The sequence below is a fragment of the Psychrobacillus mangrovi genome (assembly GCF_037104765.1).
Taxonomy (GTDB): domain Bacteria; phylum Bacillota; class Bacilli; order Bacillales_A; family Planococcaceae; genus Psychrobacillus; species Psychrobacillus mangrovi.
On record NZ_JBAWSY010000006.1, the window covers coordinates 130,084 to 146,163 of the forward strand.

16 protein-coding genes and 1 pseudogene are annotated in these 16,080 nt (G+C 36.8%); 7 read left to right on the plus strand and 10 right to left on the minus strand.

Annotation, left to right across the window (positions count from 1 at the left end; translation table 11 throughout):
• Window positions 1-158 precede the first annotated feature (158 nt).
• The 3 genes from WAX74_RS10570 (at window position 159) to WAX74_RS10580 (ending at window position 1,559) form a co-directional block, all read left to right on the plus strand.
• Complete coding sequence (locus WAX74_RS10570; RefSeq protein ID WP_336497628.1) at window positions 159-485, plus strand: nucleoside triphosphate pyrophosphohydrolase; 327 nt, start codon at window positions 159-161, stop codon at window positions 483-485.
• Window positions 478-660, plus strand: coding sequence for a phospholipase D-like domain-containing protein (locus tag WAX74_RS10575; RefSeq protein ID WP_336497629.1), 183 nt, complete (start codon window positions 478-480; stop codon window positions 658-660). The genes WAX74_RS10570 and WAX74_RS10575 overlap by 8 nt, the downstream gene beginning before the upstream one ends.
• Before the next feature lie 128 nt (window positions 661-788).
• Window positions 789-1,559, plus strand: a complete 771-nt coding sequence (locus WAX74_RS10580; protein WP_336497630.1) for an NRDE family protein — start codon at window positions 789-791, stop codon at window positions 1,557-1,559.
• A gap of 27 nt (window positions 1,560-1,586) precedes the next feature.
• Here WAX74_RS10580 and WAX74_RS10585 read toward each other — a convergent pair whose 3' ends face one another.
• The 7 genes from WAX74_RS10585 to WAX74_RS10615 form a co-directional block, all read right to left on the minus strand.
• Entirely contained in the window at window positions 1,587-2,012 is a 426-nt protein-coding gene (locus WAX74_RS10585) for a GatB/YqeY domain-containing protein (RefSeq protein ID WP_336497631.1), read from the minus strand.
• A gap of 379 nt (window positions 2,013-2,391) precedes the next feature.
• Window positions 2,392-3,648 (minus strand): pyridoxal-phosphate-dependent aminotransferase family protein, encoded by a 1,257-nt coding sequence (locus tag WAX74_RS10590; RefSeq protein ID WP_336497632.1) that lies wholly within the window; start codon window positions 3,646-3,648, stop codon window positions 2,392-2,394.
• A 582-nt stretch (window positions 3,649-4,230) separates the two neighbouring features.
• Window positions 4,231-5,265: a Gfo/Idh/MocA family protein gene (locus WAX74_RS10595; RefSeq protein ID WP_336497633.1), complete on the minus strand. Its 1,035-nt coding sequence runs from the start codon at window positions 5,263-5,265 to the stop codon at window positions 4,231-4,233.
• Window positions 5,266-5,275: 10 nt separating this feature from the next.
• The gene (locus WAX74_RS10600; RefSeq protein ID WP_053591744.1) at window positions 5,276-6,250 is read right to left on the minus strand and encodes an ABC transporter permease; all 975 of its coding nucleotides are present in this window, start codon (window positions 6,248-6,250) and stop codon (window positions 5,276-5,278) included.
• Window positions 6,243-7,757, minus strand: coding sequence for a sugar ABC transporter ATP-binding protein (locus WAX74_RS10605; protein WP_336497634.1), 1,515 nt, complete (start codon window positions 7,755-7,757; stop codon window positions 6,243-6,245). Before WAX74_RS10605 ends, WAX74_RS10600 begins: the two co-directional genes overlap by 8 nt.
• 78 nt (window positions 7,758-7,835) lie before the next feature.
• A complete protein-coding gene (locus tag WAX74_RS10610; protein WP_336497635.1) occupies window positions 7,836-8,801 on the minus strand; it encodes a substrate-binding domain-containing protein in 966 nt (321 codons plus the stop codon).
• A 123-nt stretch (window positions 8,802-8,924) separates the two neighbouring features.
• Window positions 8,925-9,908 carry a LacI family DNA-binding transcriptional regulator gene (locus tag WAX74_RS10615; RefSeq protein ID WP_336497636.1) on the minus strand — a complete coding sequence of 328 codons (984 nt, stop codon included), beginning with the start codon at window positions 9,906-9,908 and terminating at the stop codon, window positions 8,925-8,927.
• A gap of 199 nt (window positions 9,909-10,107) precedes the next feature.
• On the opposite strand from WAX74_RS10615, the gene WAX74_RS10620 reads away from it, so the two are divergent.
• Complete coding sequence (locus WAX74_RS10620; protein WP_336497637.1) at window positions 10,108-11,076, plus strand: sugar phosphate isomerase/epimerase family protein; 969 nt, start codon at window positions 10,108-10,110, stop codon at window positions 11,074-11,076.
• 53 nt (window positions 11,077-11,129) lie between these two features.
• Here the strand turns inward: WAX74_RS10620 and WAX74_RS21095 are convergent.
• A pseudogene (locus tag WAX74_RS21095) lies at window positions 11,130-11,276 on the minus strand (PAQR family membrane homeostasis protein TrhA); the annotation flags it as partial.
• Window positions 11,277-11,987: 711 nt separating this feature from the next.
• Here WAX74_RS21095 and WAX74_RS10625 point away from each other — a divergent pair.
• Genes WAX74_RS10625 through WAX74_RS10635 form a run of 3 tightly spaced genes read left to right on the plus strand, consistent with a single transcriptional unit; the run spans window position 11,988 to window position 14,670 of the window.
• Entirely contained in the window at window positions 11,988-13,124 is a 1,137-nt protein-coding gene (locus WAX74_RS10625) for a betaine/proline/choline family ABC transporter ATP-binding protein (RefSeq protein ID WP_336497638.1), read from the plus strand.
• A complete protein-coding gene (locus WAX74_RS10630; protein ID WP_336497639.1) occupies window positions 13,117-13,770 on the plus strand; it encodes an ABC transporter permease in 654 nt (217 codons plus the stop codon). The genes WAX74_RS10625 and WAX74_RS10630 overlap by 8 nt, the downstream gene beginning before the upstream one ends.
• A gap of 9 nt (window positions 13,771-13,779) precedes the next feature.
• The gene (locus WAX74_RS10635) at window positions 13,780-14,670 is read left to right on the plus strand and encodes a glycine betaine ABC transporter substrate-binding protein (protein ID WP_336497640.1); all 891 of its coding nucleotides are present in this window, start codon (window positions 13,780-13,782) and stop codon (window positions 14,668-14,670) included.
• 208 nt (window positions 14,671-14,878) lie between these two features.
• Here WAX74_RS10635 and trhA read toward each other — a convergent pair whose 3' ends face one another.
• Both trhA and WAX74_RS10645 read right to left on the minus strand, forming a co-directional pair.
• Window positions 14,879-15,517 (minus strand): PAQR family membrane homeostasis protein TrhA, encoded by a 639-nt coding sequence (trhA, locus tag WAX74_RS10640; protein WP_336497641.1) that lies wholly within the window; start codon window positions 15,515-15,517, stop codon window positions 14,879-14,881.
• Window positions 15,518-15,778: 261 nt separating this feature from the next.
• Window positions 15,779-15,979 carry a cold-shock protein gene (locus tag WAX74_RS10645; protein ID WP_142539751.1) on the minus strand — a complete coding sequence of 67 codons (201 nt, stop codon included), beginning with the start codon at window positions 15,977-15,979 and terminating at the stop codon, window positions 15,779-15,781.
• Between the last annotated feature and the right edge of the window lie 101 nt (window positions 15,980-16,080).

Consider the following 16,080-nt stretch of genomic DNA (forward strand, 5'->3'; position numbering starts at 1 on the left):
TTCAAACTTGTAGTTGTTCATTTTCAAAAAATCTGACCTTCCAATATCTAACTTACTTTTAATTCTAACACCTAAAGGTAATATTAATGATTGGTTATTACTTCCTTTGAAAATGTTATCATTTTATAATGAAGTTAATAAGAAATGGAGGAATACCAATGCCAGTATACAACAAGCTAGTCCGAGACTTAATACCAAAAGTCATTGAAAAATCCGGAAGCAAGTTCACCACGCGGACACTAGATCCATCTGAACACCTAACTGAAATAAAGAAAAAACTATATGAAGAAGTAAGAGAATTTCAAGAAACTATGAATCGCCAAGACGCCCTAGAGGAACTTGCTGACATTTTAGAACTTATTCATGCAGCCCTTCCTATCCATGAAGCAACATATGAAGAACTAGAGGAAATTCGCATTGCGAAGAAAGAAAAACGTGGTGGATTTAAAGATGGGATTTATTTAATAGAGGTTGAGGATGAATAACCTTCGACTGATTACATCGAACCTCATTCAAGACTTAACAAAGCTTTCAAATGAGGCTTCAAGCATTTATTGGGTTACAGCTTTTGCCATGAAATCAGGCGTAAAACTAGTTCTTCCCACGCTAAAAGAAGCACTTAGTCGAGATGCTGAACTAAAATTACTATCGTTCACTTGAGTTCCAGACTACTCACCCTCATTTTTATAGGCGACCTCATACCCATAGGTACTAACACAAATCTGATATATTTTTATTTACACATGTTATGATAAAGGAAAAATTACTTTTTCAAGGGGTAGTTAGATATGTGTTTGGTGAATTTTCATTTTCAGAAGCATCCGGTTTATAAATTAATAGTGGTTGCAAATCGAGATGAGTTTTATGAGAGACCTACTGCGGCAGCCGGGTTTTGGAAGGATTATCCGCATATTTTGGGTGGGCGTGATTTAGTGCATATGGGGACTTGGCTTGGTGTAACGAGAGATGGGCGTTTTGCGGCGTTGACGAATTATCGGGACCCTAATGAAGCACAGGGACGTTTTTCACGTGGAGATATTGTGCGTGATTTTTTAGCTAACGGTGATGCTCCAGTTGATTTTATTGAAACGCTTTCGAACAATAAAAGTAATTATGGTGGTTATAATGTCATTGTTGGCGATAAAAATCAGTTGTTTCACTACAATAATATATTAGATGAAATGAATGAGATTAATCCCGGCACGCATAGTTTAAGTAATCATACATTGAATACTCCTTGGCCTAAGGTTGCAAAGGGCAAGAAGAGATTAGGTGATTATGTTCAATCCTGTCTTGGTGAAGTAGCTGTAGATTCTCTATTTGATATCATTTCAGATCAAACAATGGTGGAGGATGCCGAATTACCTGAAACCGGAGTTGGTTTAGAGATGGAAAGATTACTGTCTCCTTTGTTTATTAAGAGTCCTAACTATGGCACTCGTTCATCGACTGTTTTACTTATTGATAAAGAAAATCATGTTAATTTTGTGGAGCGAACTTTTCAGGATGGAGAGTTCCAAACAGAAAACCGCTTTACGTTTAAGATTGGTGAAATATAAAAAGGAGAGCGCTAGGCACTCCCCTTTTTATATCAAACTTTTCACTACTTTGGACATAGTCGAACCATCTGCTTTTCCAGTAAGTAATGGTTTTGCGATTTTCATCGCATCGCCCATATTCATACCTTTTACAATTCCAGCCTCTGTTAATATCGCTGCAATTTCTTCTTCGCTTAATTGTTTTGGTAAGAAACTTTTTAGTAATACTAGTTTTGCTTCTTCTTTTTCTATTAAGTCTTCTCGATTTGCTGTTTGAGCTCCTTCTAACGCTTGGTTCGTTTGTTTCACTTCGCGATTCACAATAGCAATTTCTTCTTCTGGTGAAAGGCTTGAACCTTTTTCCTTTTCCGCGCTATCCAGTGCTGATTTTAATAGTGTTAGTACTCCTTTTGCTAGTACGTCCTTCTCTTTCATCGCACGTTTTAATTCTTCAAATACAGTCGTTTTTAACATAGTAGTTACTCTCCTTCAGTTTATATGCTCAAATTCATACCTGTTTAATATTTATTAGCTTTGCTACTCTATTGTTTTAGTTTACGGCATTACTGACATCACTGTAAAGAAATGCAGTATGGAGGCCGCAAGCACAAATAGAACAATACTAATGATTACTCCGCACGAATCTGAACGAATATACTCAATTTTTAGTTGCTTTCTAAGATATTAAGAGTAGGCTTTGTGACTTTAGAGTTCTATATTAAATGAAACACGTCGTGCGATTCCCATATGATTCGCACGACGTGTTATTTGTTTTATATAAAATCGCGAACGGTTTGATGTTGTTCAGGAGATTGTTCTATTTTATCCAGTTTCCAATCGTTAAATGGATATTTTAATTTGCTTCGACCATTTCAATATTCCTCTTTTTATGTTCATCATATACGTTTAATGCGACCTGTAAACTTTCGCCTTTATTAACATTAAAGCCTTTCCGAATAAGCGTTGCTTCTAATGCTGCAAGAACATGAAGAATATTTTTCTTGCGGGAACTATATCCCATTGTCCCAATCCTCCAAATCTTACCTTGAAGCGGTCCAAAAGAACTGGCAATTTCAACTTCAAAATCTTCTAACATCATGGAACGTATCTCTTCGCCGTCAATACCTGCAGGAATCTCTATTGCGGTAACAACAGGGAGCTTATGCTTTTCATCACCAAATATTTCTAAGCCCATCGCTTTAATTCCTGCAACTAATGCTCTTTCATTTAACTTATGTCGAGCAAATCGGTTTTCAAGTCCTTCTTCAAGAATAATACGAAGCCCTTCTCTTAAAGCATATTGCATACTTGTCGCTTCAGTATGATGATTAAGACGGACAGGACTCCAATAATCCTGAAGCTGCGCTAAATCAAAATAATTACTGATAATTCGATTGTTAGATGACTCGCTCTGAGATGTTCTTAAGCCCAATTCAATACTTTTTCTTTTATTTATAACTTCTTCAATTCGATTGTTATAAGTAATCGGAGCTAATCCGGATGGAACAGATAAGCATTTTTGCGTACCGCCAATAACTGCATCAAGCTTGAGTTCATCCACCTTGAGGTCGACTCCGCCCAATGATGCTACAGCATCGACAACTAACAGAACATCTGCATTTCGGCAGGCTTCTCCAATTTCCTTTAACGGCTGCATGCAGCTAGTTGAAGTTTCAGCATGAACGATGGCAACTATTTTTGGAGAAACCTCATGAATCTTATTGATCACATCTTCCGGGTCAAAAACCTCTCCCCAAGGAACCTCCATTGTCGTCACCTCTGCCCCATAACGCTGGCAGATTTCAGTTAAAAGATAGCCAAAACGGCCGTATATCGGAACTAGAACCTTGTCTCCAGGCTCAATAATACTGCATAGGACTGCTTCGATGCCTGCTCTGGAAGTTCCGTCAACCGGGAATGCCCAGCGATTATCTGTTTGAAATACATCTCGAAGCATTTCCATTGTTTCATTCATGATATTCGTAAATGCAGGATCAAATTGTCCTAAAATCGGGGTAGCCATCGCTCTCAATACTCTCGGATCGACTTCTACCGGTCCTGGTGTCATAATTGTTCTAAGTGGGACATTTAAATCTCTGTACTTGGTCATATATCTTAGCTCCTATTATGAATATATTTAAAATCAAATGAATAATTATAAAAAAATATTATCGTTTAAACAATGCTATTTTTTAAAATAATAATTAATTTTAGCAGGATAAAGAGCTGGAATCAACCGACAATTTTAATAAATCATTAATAAAACATTTCCAATTTCAATAAGGTTTTATACACAAATTATTAATACATAAAGACCTTTCGTTATGTCATGGTTCGTATTCGCTAAATGAGTAACCCCTTGTCCAAGAGAAAGATTCATGACTTCATCAATCGTCAATCAGAAATATTAATATGGCAATGTAACTCTATTTTCATTCGAGCACTTTTTCTACTTTACCTTAAGCATAAATTGGTGCAAGTTAGTAGTGTTCATTGCGAGTAAATTATGTAAGAATGACATGGTTACTGTTCTTTTTAGGGGACAATGGGTAGCTTTTGAAGTAAAAAGACCCAACTAGTGAGTATTCCCTAGTTGGGCCTTACTTTTATAATCTCAAGCTGGGTCCATTTTTATTTAGGAAAAACTTCATTTACTTATGGTACGGTTCTCAGTGGTGTATCTATATGTGCTTCATAATGTAACAACCGTATTCGTTTCTGCTGCTTCTATAATACCTAAAATAACTTTTAGAGAAGATAGTGCATCATCCCCTGTTACGAGCGGAGTCTGATCAAGTTGAATACATTCGATAAAGGCATCAATCACACCACTATTTGTTTGATTGTTATTTGTTTGGATGTTCTCTAGTTGATATTGTACCTTCTCCCCATCCTTTGTAATCACTTCTAATTGATATTCATCACTATGGTAGATTTTCAAAATACCTTTTTCACAATAGACGATGGTGCTATTATCTTCTTCTCCATAATACGTCCAAGAGAATGCAGCAGTTCCTAACCGCCCCTTTTTTGTTTTTAAACTACAGACGATGTTATCGCATACTTCTATCGGTTCATTGTTTTCATTTACTTTGTCGAGTGATCCTTGAAAAGCACTTACCTGATCGATTTCGTCATCTAATAAGTAATGCAATAAATCCACTTTATGGACACCTAAATCGCCTGCTACGCCAAGACCAGAGCGTTCCTTTTGAAAGAACCATGTGGAGTTTGATTTATTTATACCCCATTGTTCTGGGCCAGAATGTCCAAACGTCGTTCTAAAAGTCAGCACTTTCCCAAGTTCTTCACTTTTTATGATTTCTTTCGCCTTTTGATGTGCGCGAGTAAATCGTTGATTGTGATCTACCATAAATTTTTTCCCGGATTGCTTTTGGGCATCAACTATTTCTTTTGCATGCTCAATCGTAAGCGCTATCGGCTTTTCACATAAAACATGCTTTCCATTTAGTAATGCTTTTGTAGAAAAGATATGATGGTATTCATTCGAAGAACAATCGCTAATTACTTGTATAGTGGGATCTGTTAGCAATTCATCCACACTTTGAACTACTGTCCCATCAAACAGACTTGCTAAAGCCTCTGCACGTTCAGGATTTCGATCATAAAAAACGATTTCGTCCACAAAAGGATTCGCTTTATATTCAGGCGCATGACGCAATTTTGTAATCGACCCACATCCAATAATGCCTACTTTTAACCCCATATGATCACTCCTACTCTCTCTTTTGGAATACTACTGCAATAATAATTATTAAACCTTTTACAAACCCTTGTAGGTATGGGGAAACATTCATTAAATTCATCATGTTATTCAGAATACCTAAAATAAGTACTCCGAATAGTGTTCCAATAATTTTACCACGGCCACCTGTCATTCTTGTACCACCAATAATAACGGCAGCGATAGCATCTAGTTCATATTGAACTCCTGAACTTGAAGATGAAATAGAGTTTAAGCGGGATGTTTCAATGATCGCTGCAACACTTACTAATAAGCCTGCTAAACTATAGACACCGATTTTAATACGGTCCACACGAATCGCTGAAAGTAATGCTGCTTTTTCATTACTTCCAAGTGCGTACACATATCTTCCGAAGCGCGTCTTATGCATTAACATATAAACCAGTGCGGTCATGACGAAGAAAATAATAACAGGATAATCAAATATCCATAAATCATTATTCGCAATTGCAGTAAATCCTTGCACTTCTCCTGAAACGCTTCCACCTTCAGCAATATACAAGGCAATGGATCGCGCTGATGCCATCATTCCTAATGTGGCGATAAATGAGGCAATCCTTCCTTTTGCAACCATTAACCCGTTCAAGAATCCTGCAAAGGAACCTACGACTAATGCAGTGAAAATACCAACTAGTATACTACCCGAGGCATTTAATGCTAAAACCGTAATAACACCAACTAGTGCTAGGACAGATCCAACCGACAAGTCAATCCCACCTGAAAGCATAACGACTGTCATCCCTAAAGCGACTATACCTATAATAGAAACTTGCATGAGTATATTGAGTTGGTTGTTCATATCTAAAAATCTAGGACTCATAATAGAAGATGCGATAAAAATAATAATGAAAGCTATAATGACGCTATATTCTGACCATAGCCATGTGAGACGACTTTTGGCATTTGAAACTTGCGGACGATATTCTTTAACATTTATATTAGCCACTTGTTGCGACCTCCCTTTTCGAGCCAGTTGCATAATGCATAATTTCTTCTTCCGTTGCTTCTTCACCGTTAAACCTTGCTGTTATTTCTCCTTGGTACATCACATGTATCGTATGACATAGCCTCATTACTTCAGGAGCCTCCGAAGACAATATGATCACCGATTTTCCTTGTTCGGCCAATGCCACAATTTGCTGATAAATCTCTTGCTTCGCTCCAACGTCAATCCCTTGAGTCGGGTTATCAAATATGAGTATATCTGCCCCTACTTCAAGCCATTTGGCGATGATTACTTTTTGTTGGTTACCACCACTTAACTTATCGATTGTGATACGAGGGTTGTGTACTTTGATATTCAGCAGTTCCTTATAATATTGAAATTTATCCCGTTCGTCATTATCTTGGATAAAGCCAGATTTCTCAAAATTTCCTATGGAAGATAAACTCATGTTATGAATCACACTTAAATCTTTTATGATTGCATTTTCTTTTCGATCTTTTGGAACAAGACCTATACCTGCCTTTACGGCTTTTCGGGGATGATCTATTTTTACCAACTGATTATGGATCTTTATCTCACCAGTGTATTTTTTTCGATATCCGAATATGCTTTCAAACAGCTCTGTCCTACCGTCTCCAGCTAGGCCAGTAAAACCTACAATTTCCCCTTTTTTCACCTGAAAATGAATGTCCTTAAACAATTCTTGACTTGTTAAATTGTTCACTTCTAGTAATACTGGGCCAAATGAATGTTCATGTACAAAACGATTTTGAGAGATAGATTTTCCAACCATTAGCTTGGTAATTGTATCTAAGTCCTCCTGTTCAATGTCGCCAGTCTTAATCATTTCTCCGTCACGTAATACGGTATAACGGTCACATACTTCCTTAATTTCCTTTAGTTTATGGGATATATAAATAATTGAGATGCCCGATTTCTTTAAGCTCTTCATTAATTCAAATAAACGATTTACTTCATGTTCTGCTAATGAGGTTGTAGGTTCATCCATAATGATAAGCGTGGATTTATGAAGAAGCGCCTTGGATATTTCTATCAATTGTTTATAGGAAGTTGCTAAATTTCTTACGTATTCTTTCGGATCGATGTCTACTCCAAGCTTTGATAAGATTTCATGAGTTTGCTGACACATCTCTTCCACTTTTAAAAAGCCGACTTTGTTTCGAAGTTCTGATCCTAAAAACATATTCTCATAGACTTTGAGGTCAGAAACCATGTTTAGTTCTTGATGGATAAAGCTAATCCCTTGCTCTTGAGATACTCTAGGATTGGCCATCCGGACTTCTTGATCGTTTATGTAAATAGTGCCACTATTAGGTTGATGGACTCCACCTAAAATATTCATCAAAGTGGATTTTCCGGCACCATTTTCACCTAACAATGCATGAATCTCACCTTTTTCAATCAGAAGAGACACATTCTTTAATACGGGTACACCATTAAATGACTTGTTCATGTTCTCCATTTTTATAAAAGGATTTTCAGCCATAGTATTTATCCCTCCTTATATAGGAAAAGAGGAAATACAACAACTGTTTACACAACCATTGTATTTCCTGTTATTCATTTAGAATTTAGATTCCGGATCATAGAACTCATCCACGTTTTCTTTTGTTACTTGAGTAGCTTCTTTTACGACCATCGACTCTTTTGGTTCATTCCCTTTTGCAATATCCGCTGCAATTTTCACTGCATCTTCCACCATCGTTGGAGAGTAAAGGAAAGTAGCTTTCATAAGACCGTCTGCCTTGATATCTTCAAATACCGCTTTACCGCCACCAGCACCAGTTACAAATTGAATGTCTGTACGTTTTGCTTCTTTAATAGCTTGAAGTACACCAAGCGCCATTCCATCATCTTGTGTAAATACAGCATCTATTTGCGGATGAGCTTGTAAAATGTTTTGCATCACTTCTAACGATTTTTCAGTTGAGAAGTCACCACTCTGTGAAGCAATAATTTCCATTCCTTCTGCACTTTCCATCGCTTCTTTAAAACCTGACCCGCGTTGTTCTGTAACTGAACTTGGTGGACCTGAAATTTCTACAACTTTTCCTTTGCCGTTTAATTTCTCTACAAAGTACTTACCAGCATTTACGCCGATTCCTTCATTGTCACCTTTAACAACAACTGTAGCCGCATCATTTTCAAGCTCACGGTCCACAATTACTAAAGGAATTCCAGCATCTTTTATTTTTTGTCCTACAGGAGAAAGTGCTGCTGACTCAATTGGAAGCATAACGATAACGTCCACACCTTGTGCAATCAAATCGTCTACATCGTTTGCTTGTTTGTTTGGATCAGCGGCATTTGTCATCACATATTCAATGCCATCGCTATCTTTAAGTGCTTTTGCTTGCTTTTCTGCACTATCAATTAGTGCTCCCATCCATCCATGTGTTGCTGAAGGTAATGAAATACCGATTTTTAGCGTTTCATCTTCTTTTCCATCTGCAGTATTCGTATCATCACTACAAGCTGACATAATAAAGACTGTTACTAAAGATAAACATAAAATTAGAAATTTCTTCAACACTATTCCCCCTTGAATTTAGTGAACTGTTCCCCTTTTGTAATCGATTACATTAGCAACTAAGGGCAACGCTCTATTATTAATCCCTTTTAATAACAGAGCGCTGAACTTAGTTGTTTATCCTCATGTAGATTCTCGAATTACTAATTCATGGTTCAATATGACATTATCCACATCATTCCCTCTGATTTTATCGATTAACATTTCCGCCGCCACCGTACCCATCTTATACATAGGCTGAGCAATCGTTGTGAGCGTAGGATTTGTCATATTTGAAAAATCAATTTTGTCAAAACCTACTACTGCAATATCATTTGGTACATGTAATCCAGAAGCATTTATTTCTTTGAGTGCCCCAATTGCCAAAAGGTCCGATACAGCGAATATCGCTGTTGGGCGATCGTGTAAACCGAGTATCTTTTTCATCGCCTGTTGTCCATGCTCAAATCCTAGATGCTTTGTATAAAGGATATAATCGTTGTTCAAAGGTATACCATGTTCTTCTAATGCTCGTTGATACCCCATTTCCCTCTGTCTCGAATATAAAAATCTTTCATCTGAATTCATAAGGGCAATTTTTTTATGACCGATTTGAATCAAGTGCTTTACCGCCCGATAAGAGGCTTCTTCATTATCTATCGTCACGTATGGAATCCCACTATCGACGTTATACTCACTACATTGAATAATAGAATACTTTTCTGCTAGCTCTTTTAATGTTTCGATATTTACCGCAGGATCCATAGAAATAATTCCATCCGCCATCTTTTTCCTCACAAGGTCAAAGTAAATATTCTCTTTTTCAGGATTGGAATCTGTTTCACATAACAAGATATTGTAATTCTGACTAAGAGCAACATTTTCGATTCCTTTTATAATTTCCAAATAGAACGGATTGGATATGCTCGGGATTAATATTAAAAGAATTCGACTTTCTGAATTCCTTAGATTTCTCCCTAACATACTAGGTTCATAATTTAAATTTTTTATAGCGTCTTCTACTTTTATTCGCGTTTTTGAAGATACTGTATTCTGTCCGTTTAGTACCCTCGATACTGTCGCTACAGATACACCTGCTTGTTTAGCCACCTGCTGGATGTTTGTCATCTTCGAAGTCTCACTTTCTATGATTTCATTGAAAGAAAAAATGAAATCGTTTACATTTACATGTTATTATATTCCGAATTATGCGTCAATATAAATTTTTTATTAGAAATAACTATTGATTTACTTGAATATTTTATATATGTTAATAATGTAATGGTTTACATTACTGTATATTCTGACAAATGAAGGAGGTATTTCTTTGAAATTAGGTGTTTTTACCGTACTCTTCTCCGATAAAAACTTTGAAGACATGTTAAGTTATGTTTCTTCTAAAGGTATAGAAGCAATTGAATTAGGTACTGGAGGCTATCCTGGTGATGCTCATTGTAAAGTAGATGAACTTCTAAACGATGACACGAAATTGCAAAGCTTCAAGCAAAAGATCAGCGACTATGGATTAATCATCAGTGCCCTAAGCTGCCATGCAAACCCACTCCATCCACAGAAAAAAATCGCAGAGCCCGCGGATGAATTATTTGTAAAAACCATACATTTAGCATCCAAGCTAGGCGTTCCAGTAGTTAATACATTTTCAGGATGTCCAGGAGATCATGAAAATGCCCTTTATCCTAACTGGCCAGTAGCTCCTTGGCCACATGATTTCCAAGAGATATTAAAATGGCAATGGGAAGAAAAACTAATTCCTTACTGGAAAGAAAAAAATGATTTAGCACAATCACTTAACGTAAAGATCGGTTTAGAACTACATGGAGGATTCTCTGTACATACTCCTGCTACACTATTGCGATTAAGAGAAGCCTGCGGTCCTATGATCGGCGCTAATCTTGACCCTAGCCATATGTGGTGGCAAGGTATTGACCCAATTGAAGCCATTAAAATACTTGGACGTGAGAACGCCATCCATCATTTCCATGCAAAAGATACAATTATCGATCAGCAAAACATGAACCGAAATGGTCTTACAGATATGACCGACTACGCCAATATGCGTGACCGTGCATGGTATTTTAGATCTGTTGGTTTTGGACACGATCAAAAAACATGGGCAGACATCATTAGTATTCTACGACTTTATGGTTATGATTATGTCGTAAGTATCGAACATGAGGATGGGTTAATGTCGATTGAAGAGGGATTCACAAAAGCAGTCGAAAATTTAAAACCGATAATTGTGAAAGATTCTATCAGTCAGATGTGGTGGACTTAAGCGGAGAGATATATTAAACTCCTCTCTTGTACGTAACAGAGAGGAGTTTTAATTTATGGTAATAATGTCATCACTGCAAAGAAATGCAATATGGATGCAGCAAGCACAAAAATATGCCAGACAGCATGATGATACGTAAATCCGCGTCATACATAGAAAACTGCACCAACTGTATAGAGCAAACCACCTACAGCCAGATAAATTATGTATAAATAAACTCATATAGCGCAAACACTGTTGCTCATAGTTTCATCGAATCAGGATTATTTAACAAAGACGTTATAAATGATTTCTATGATGGTTTAGCAGCAAACATAGCGAAATAATTAGTTACACAAAAAAAATATTTTCAACATTTTTAAGCCACTTTCTGTTTGCTCAGAAACAGATTTTTTAGTGTGAATTTTATATTATTGCTATCTCAAGTGATACCTTCAGAATGCTGCCATGTATGGTTTTATACCTCCTCTACCTCTAAATACTATCCAAGTCCCATTTCAACGATTTATTCCGGCATCCCCTACACCTCTTTTACCTAAAAAATGGTATATATTTGGAAGTCTCTTTGCGTGAACAGGTAAATAGTGTTACTATTAAAGATGAAATCATTTAAATATTGATTTTATTTCAAAAAACCAGACGATTTCCTCCTACTTTCTTTCCTATTCACTACTAGGTGAATCCTTTCTAAGCTGATTTCAAAATCAGCACCAATTGCTATTAATAACTCTCGTCATAGGTAGTTACCATTTTGATAAAATCACACTTTCGAAACATTAGCTGTATGTCCTAGCAATGGCATAGAGGCGACTTACTTTTCCCATACTGGAATTGTAGGTAGTCCTTTTTTTTATGCGTAAAAAAGACTGTATTTATTTCGACATGAACAACTATCAACTAAGGAGGTACTTATGATCAAATTTGAAAATGTAAGTAAAATATACACAGATGGCTTTAAAGCGGTTGATTCCGTTAATTTTGACATTCCGGAGGGTGAATTTTTAGTCCTTATAGGTCCTAGTGGTTCTGGAAAATCAACAACAATGAAAATGATTAATAGAATGATCCCAAACACAAACGGAACTATATCAATCGATGGGAATGATATTACCAAGTTAAATCCATCGGAACTACGCCGAAATATCGGTTATGTTATTCAACAAATCGGACTTTTCCCTCACTACACAATAGAAAAAAACATCGCAATCGTTCCAGAGCTAAAAGGTTGGGACAAAGAGAAAATCAAAGCTCGAGTTAAAGAGTTACTTATAATGGTTGACCTTGATCCAGAAGTTTACGCAAGTCGTTATCCGAAAGAACTTTCTGGTGGACAACAGCAGCGTGTAGGAGTGGCAAGAGCTTTGGCATCTGACCCTCGTGTCCTTCTCATGGATGAACCCTTTGGTGCCTTAGATCCAATTACGCGTGATCAACTACAAGATCAATTAATTTCTTTACAAAGAAGACTAAAGAAAACAATTGTCTTTGTGACACATGATATGGATGAAGCATTAAAACTTGGTGACCGTATTGCGATTATGAAAGATGGTAATTTACTACAAATCAATACACCAGAAAAGTTATTACAAGAACCTGCTTCCGTTTTTGTAGAGGAGTTTATCGGCAAGGATAGAATTATACAAAATCCTGAACTTATGCCAGTTGTCAGTGTGATGACAACAAAAGTAGTTACCTCTCAGCTAGGTCGCTCTCCCGAAAAAGCGTTATTAAAGATGCGACAACAAAAAATTACTTCCCTAATCATTGTAGATGAAAATGACGATACATTTATCGGACTTATTTCTGCCTATGAGTTGATAAAAAAAGTAAATACGATTAAGTCCATCGAGGAAATTATGATTGTTCCTGAATACATCCTGTCTGAAACAGCTACTGCTAAAGATGCGATTATGATGATGCCAAATGTTAAGTACGGGGTTATTCCTGTTTTAAATGTTGCAAAAAAAGTAGTTGGATTAGTGACTCGTGGGACATTACTCACTGCTTTGTCCAGCCAATGGACAGAATTGGAGGGTATAAATGAATAATTTAAATATATGGGAGCAATTTACCCAACAAGCACAACTGCGTTGGTCTGAGGTAATTGAAGCAACTTCCGTTCATATACAATTAGTATTCTTTTCTATGTTAATAGCAATTGTTCTTGGAATTGGATTAGGTATTTTAATAACACGAGTTCCGAAACTCTCGACAGTTGTATTGGGTGGTGCAGGTATTTTACAAACCATTCCGAGTTTAGCACTTTTAGGTTTCATGATTCCTATTTTCGGTATAGGTGTAAACACAGCAATCGCTGCTCTATTTTTGTATTCACTTCTTCCTATTATTCGAAACACATATACAGGTATTAAAGATGTAAATAAAGCAACTGTAGAAGCTGCTAAAGGTATGGGGATGACTAGTCTTCAAGTATTGTTAAAAGTTGAACTTCCTCTTGCAATTCCAATGATTATGGCCGGTGTACGAACTGCAGCCGTTATTAATGTCGGAACCGCTACACTTGCGGCGTTTATCGGTGCTGGTGGTCTTGGAGATTTCATCTTTTTAGGAATTACTCGCGGTATTGATGGTTTGATCTTATTAGGTGCTATTCCAGCTGCGTTGTTGGCAATTATTTTAGAGATATTCTTCACTTATCTTGAACGTTGGACAACGCCGGAAGGGTTAAAATAAGGTGATCATATGACGAGAAAAATTATTATTAAATGCTTAACACTACTCCTGTTAGTTACTACACTGACAGGGTGTATATTCAAGGAAGAGGATGCTTTAATAATTGGCTCCCGTAACAATACGGAAAGTATTATTTTGTCTAATCTTATGGGGCAATTAATTGAAGATAAAACGGGAATTAACGTAACCTATAAAGAAAATCTTGGCGGATCGAATGTTGTTTGGACTGCCATGGTTAATGGAAAAATTGACGTTATACCAGATTATACTGGAACAATTGTTATTAACTATTATCATGAGACTGCAGGTAATGCAGATGAAACGTTAGCTAAAACAAGAGAGTTGGTTGCAGCTGATGGCATTACCGCTTTAGATTCATTTGGTTTTAACAATACGTATACATTGGCTCTTGATGAAGATGAAGCTGAGTCGTTGGGAGTAAAGACTTTTAGTGATTTTGCGAAGGTTTCAGATGATTTTATTCTAGGCGCAGTATTTGAATTTATTGATCGTCCCGATGGATTACCGGGGTTTCAAAAGGCCTATGGTATTAAGTTTAAAGAAGTAAAAGGAATGGATCATGGAATTATGTATCGCTCCATCAATGCTAAAGAGGTAGACGTTATTAACTCTTATACAACAGATGGTCAGCTACAAATGTATAACTTACGTGTTCTAGAAGATGATAAGAGCTATTTCCCACCTTATCATGCTCTTCCTCTAGTTCGCACAGAAATATTAGAACAGTACCCTGAAATTGGGGAAGTACTTCTAGAATTAGCAGGTAAAATAGATGAAACCGCGATGCAAGAGATGAATGCAAAAGTGGATAATGAGGGACAAATGGTTGAACTTGTGGCTAAAGAATTCCTTCAAGAAGCTGGATTAATCAGTAAATAATAAAAGAGCTTCCTAGTTTGAAAAGTAATTTACAAAAGTCGGTTCCCTTTTGGGAGATCGGCTTTTGTTTTTACTTCCCCTAAAGATTATCTAAAAAAGTAAGAGTTGGAGTAATCATTTACTCCAACTAATTAGCGAATGCAGTTCAGTGCACCTCACATACCGTAGTATACACCGTCCAGTACTTATACAACTCTAAATTCATTTTTTACGCCAATAATGTCATTACTGCAAAGAAATGCAATATGGATGCAGCAAGCACAAAAATATGCCAGACTGCATGATGATACGTAAATCCGCGCCATACATAAAATACTGCACCAACTGTATAAAGAACACCGCCTACAGCCAGATAAATCAGACCTTGAGTCGATACGTTTGCAATAAGTGGTTTCCATGCAAATACCATCAGCCAGCCCATTACTACGTACAATAACGTCGACGTATGCAAAAAGCGCTTCACAAAATATGCTTTAAACACCGTACCAGCTATCGCAAGCCCCCACACAACCCCAAACAACGTCCAGCCAAGTGTCCCTTTTACTGCAAGGAATAAAAAAGGAGTGTATGTCCCAGCAATAAAAAAGTAAATGGACGAGTGATCCATTATCTCAAACACATCTTTCGCTCTGCCAGCTGGAAACCCATGAACGAGTGTGGATGACGCATATAATAGCACCATCGTTGCTCCAAACAACGTAAAACTCACCACATGCCACGCCGTTCCTTGTGTTACAGAAGACACAATCAATATGACGAGTGCCGCTATACTTAAAAGAGCTCCTATTCCGTGAATGATTGCATTCGCAATCTCTTCACGCTTCGAAAATATATGTGTATTACTCATCTTAGTTCATTCCCATCTGATGGATCTCTATATCTTTATGCTATCACTTTGTTTGAATAGTTCAAAATAAGTACCTTCGGCAGATGAACGGTCACAAATATTTTTATCCGGACATATTTCTTTTTATACGGACACAAAAAATTCTATACGGACGCATTTCTTTTTATACGGTAAGAAACAATTCTATCCGGTCGTATTTGAATATAAACAAAAAAAGAGACACTCATAAAGAGTGTCCCTGATTTACTTAATTCCAAAGAATTAAAGTTTTACGATGTTAACTGCTTGTGGTCCACGTTGACCATCTTCGATATCAAATTCCACTTTTTGACCTTCGTCAAGTGATTTGAAACCTTCGCCTTGGATCGCTGAGAAGTGAGCGAATACGTCGTTTCCGCCTTCAACTTCGATAAATCCAAAACCTTTTTCTGCGTTAAACCATTTTACTGTACCTTGTGTCATTTAAAAGACCTCCAAAAATTGTATTGAATAAAAAATTCACATATTACAAAAAGTACCGAACAAACACGATTACTTTTTGTAATATGTGAATTCATTGTTTC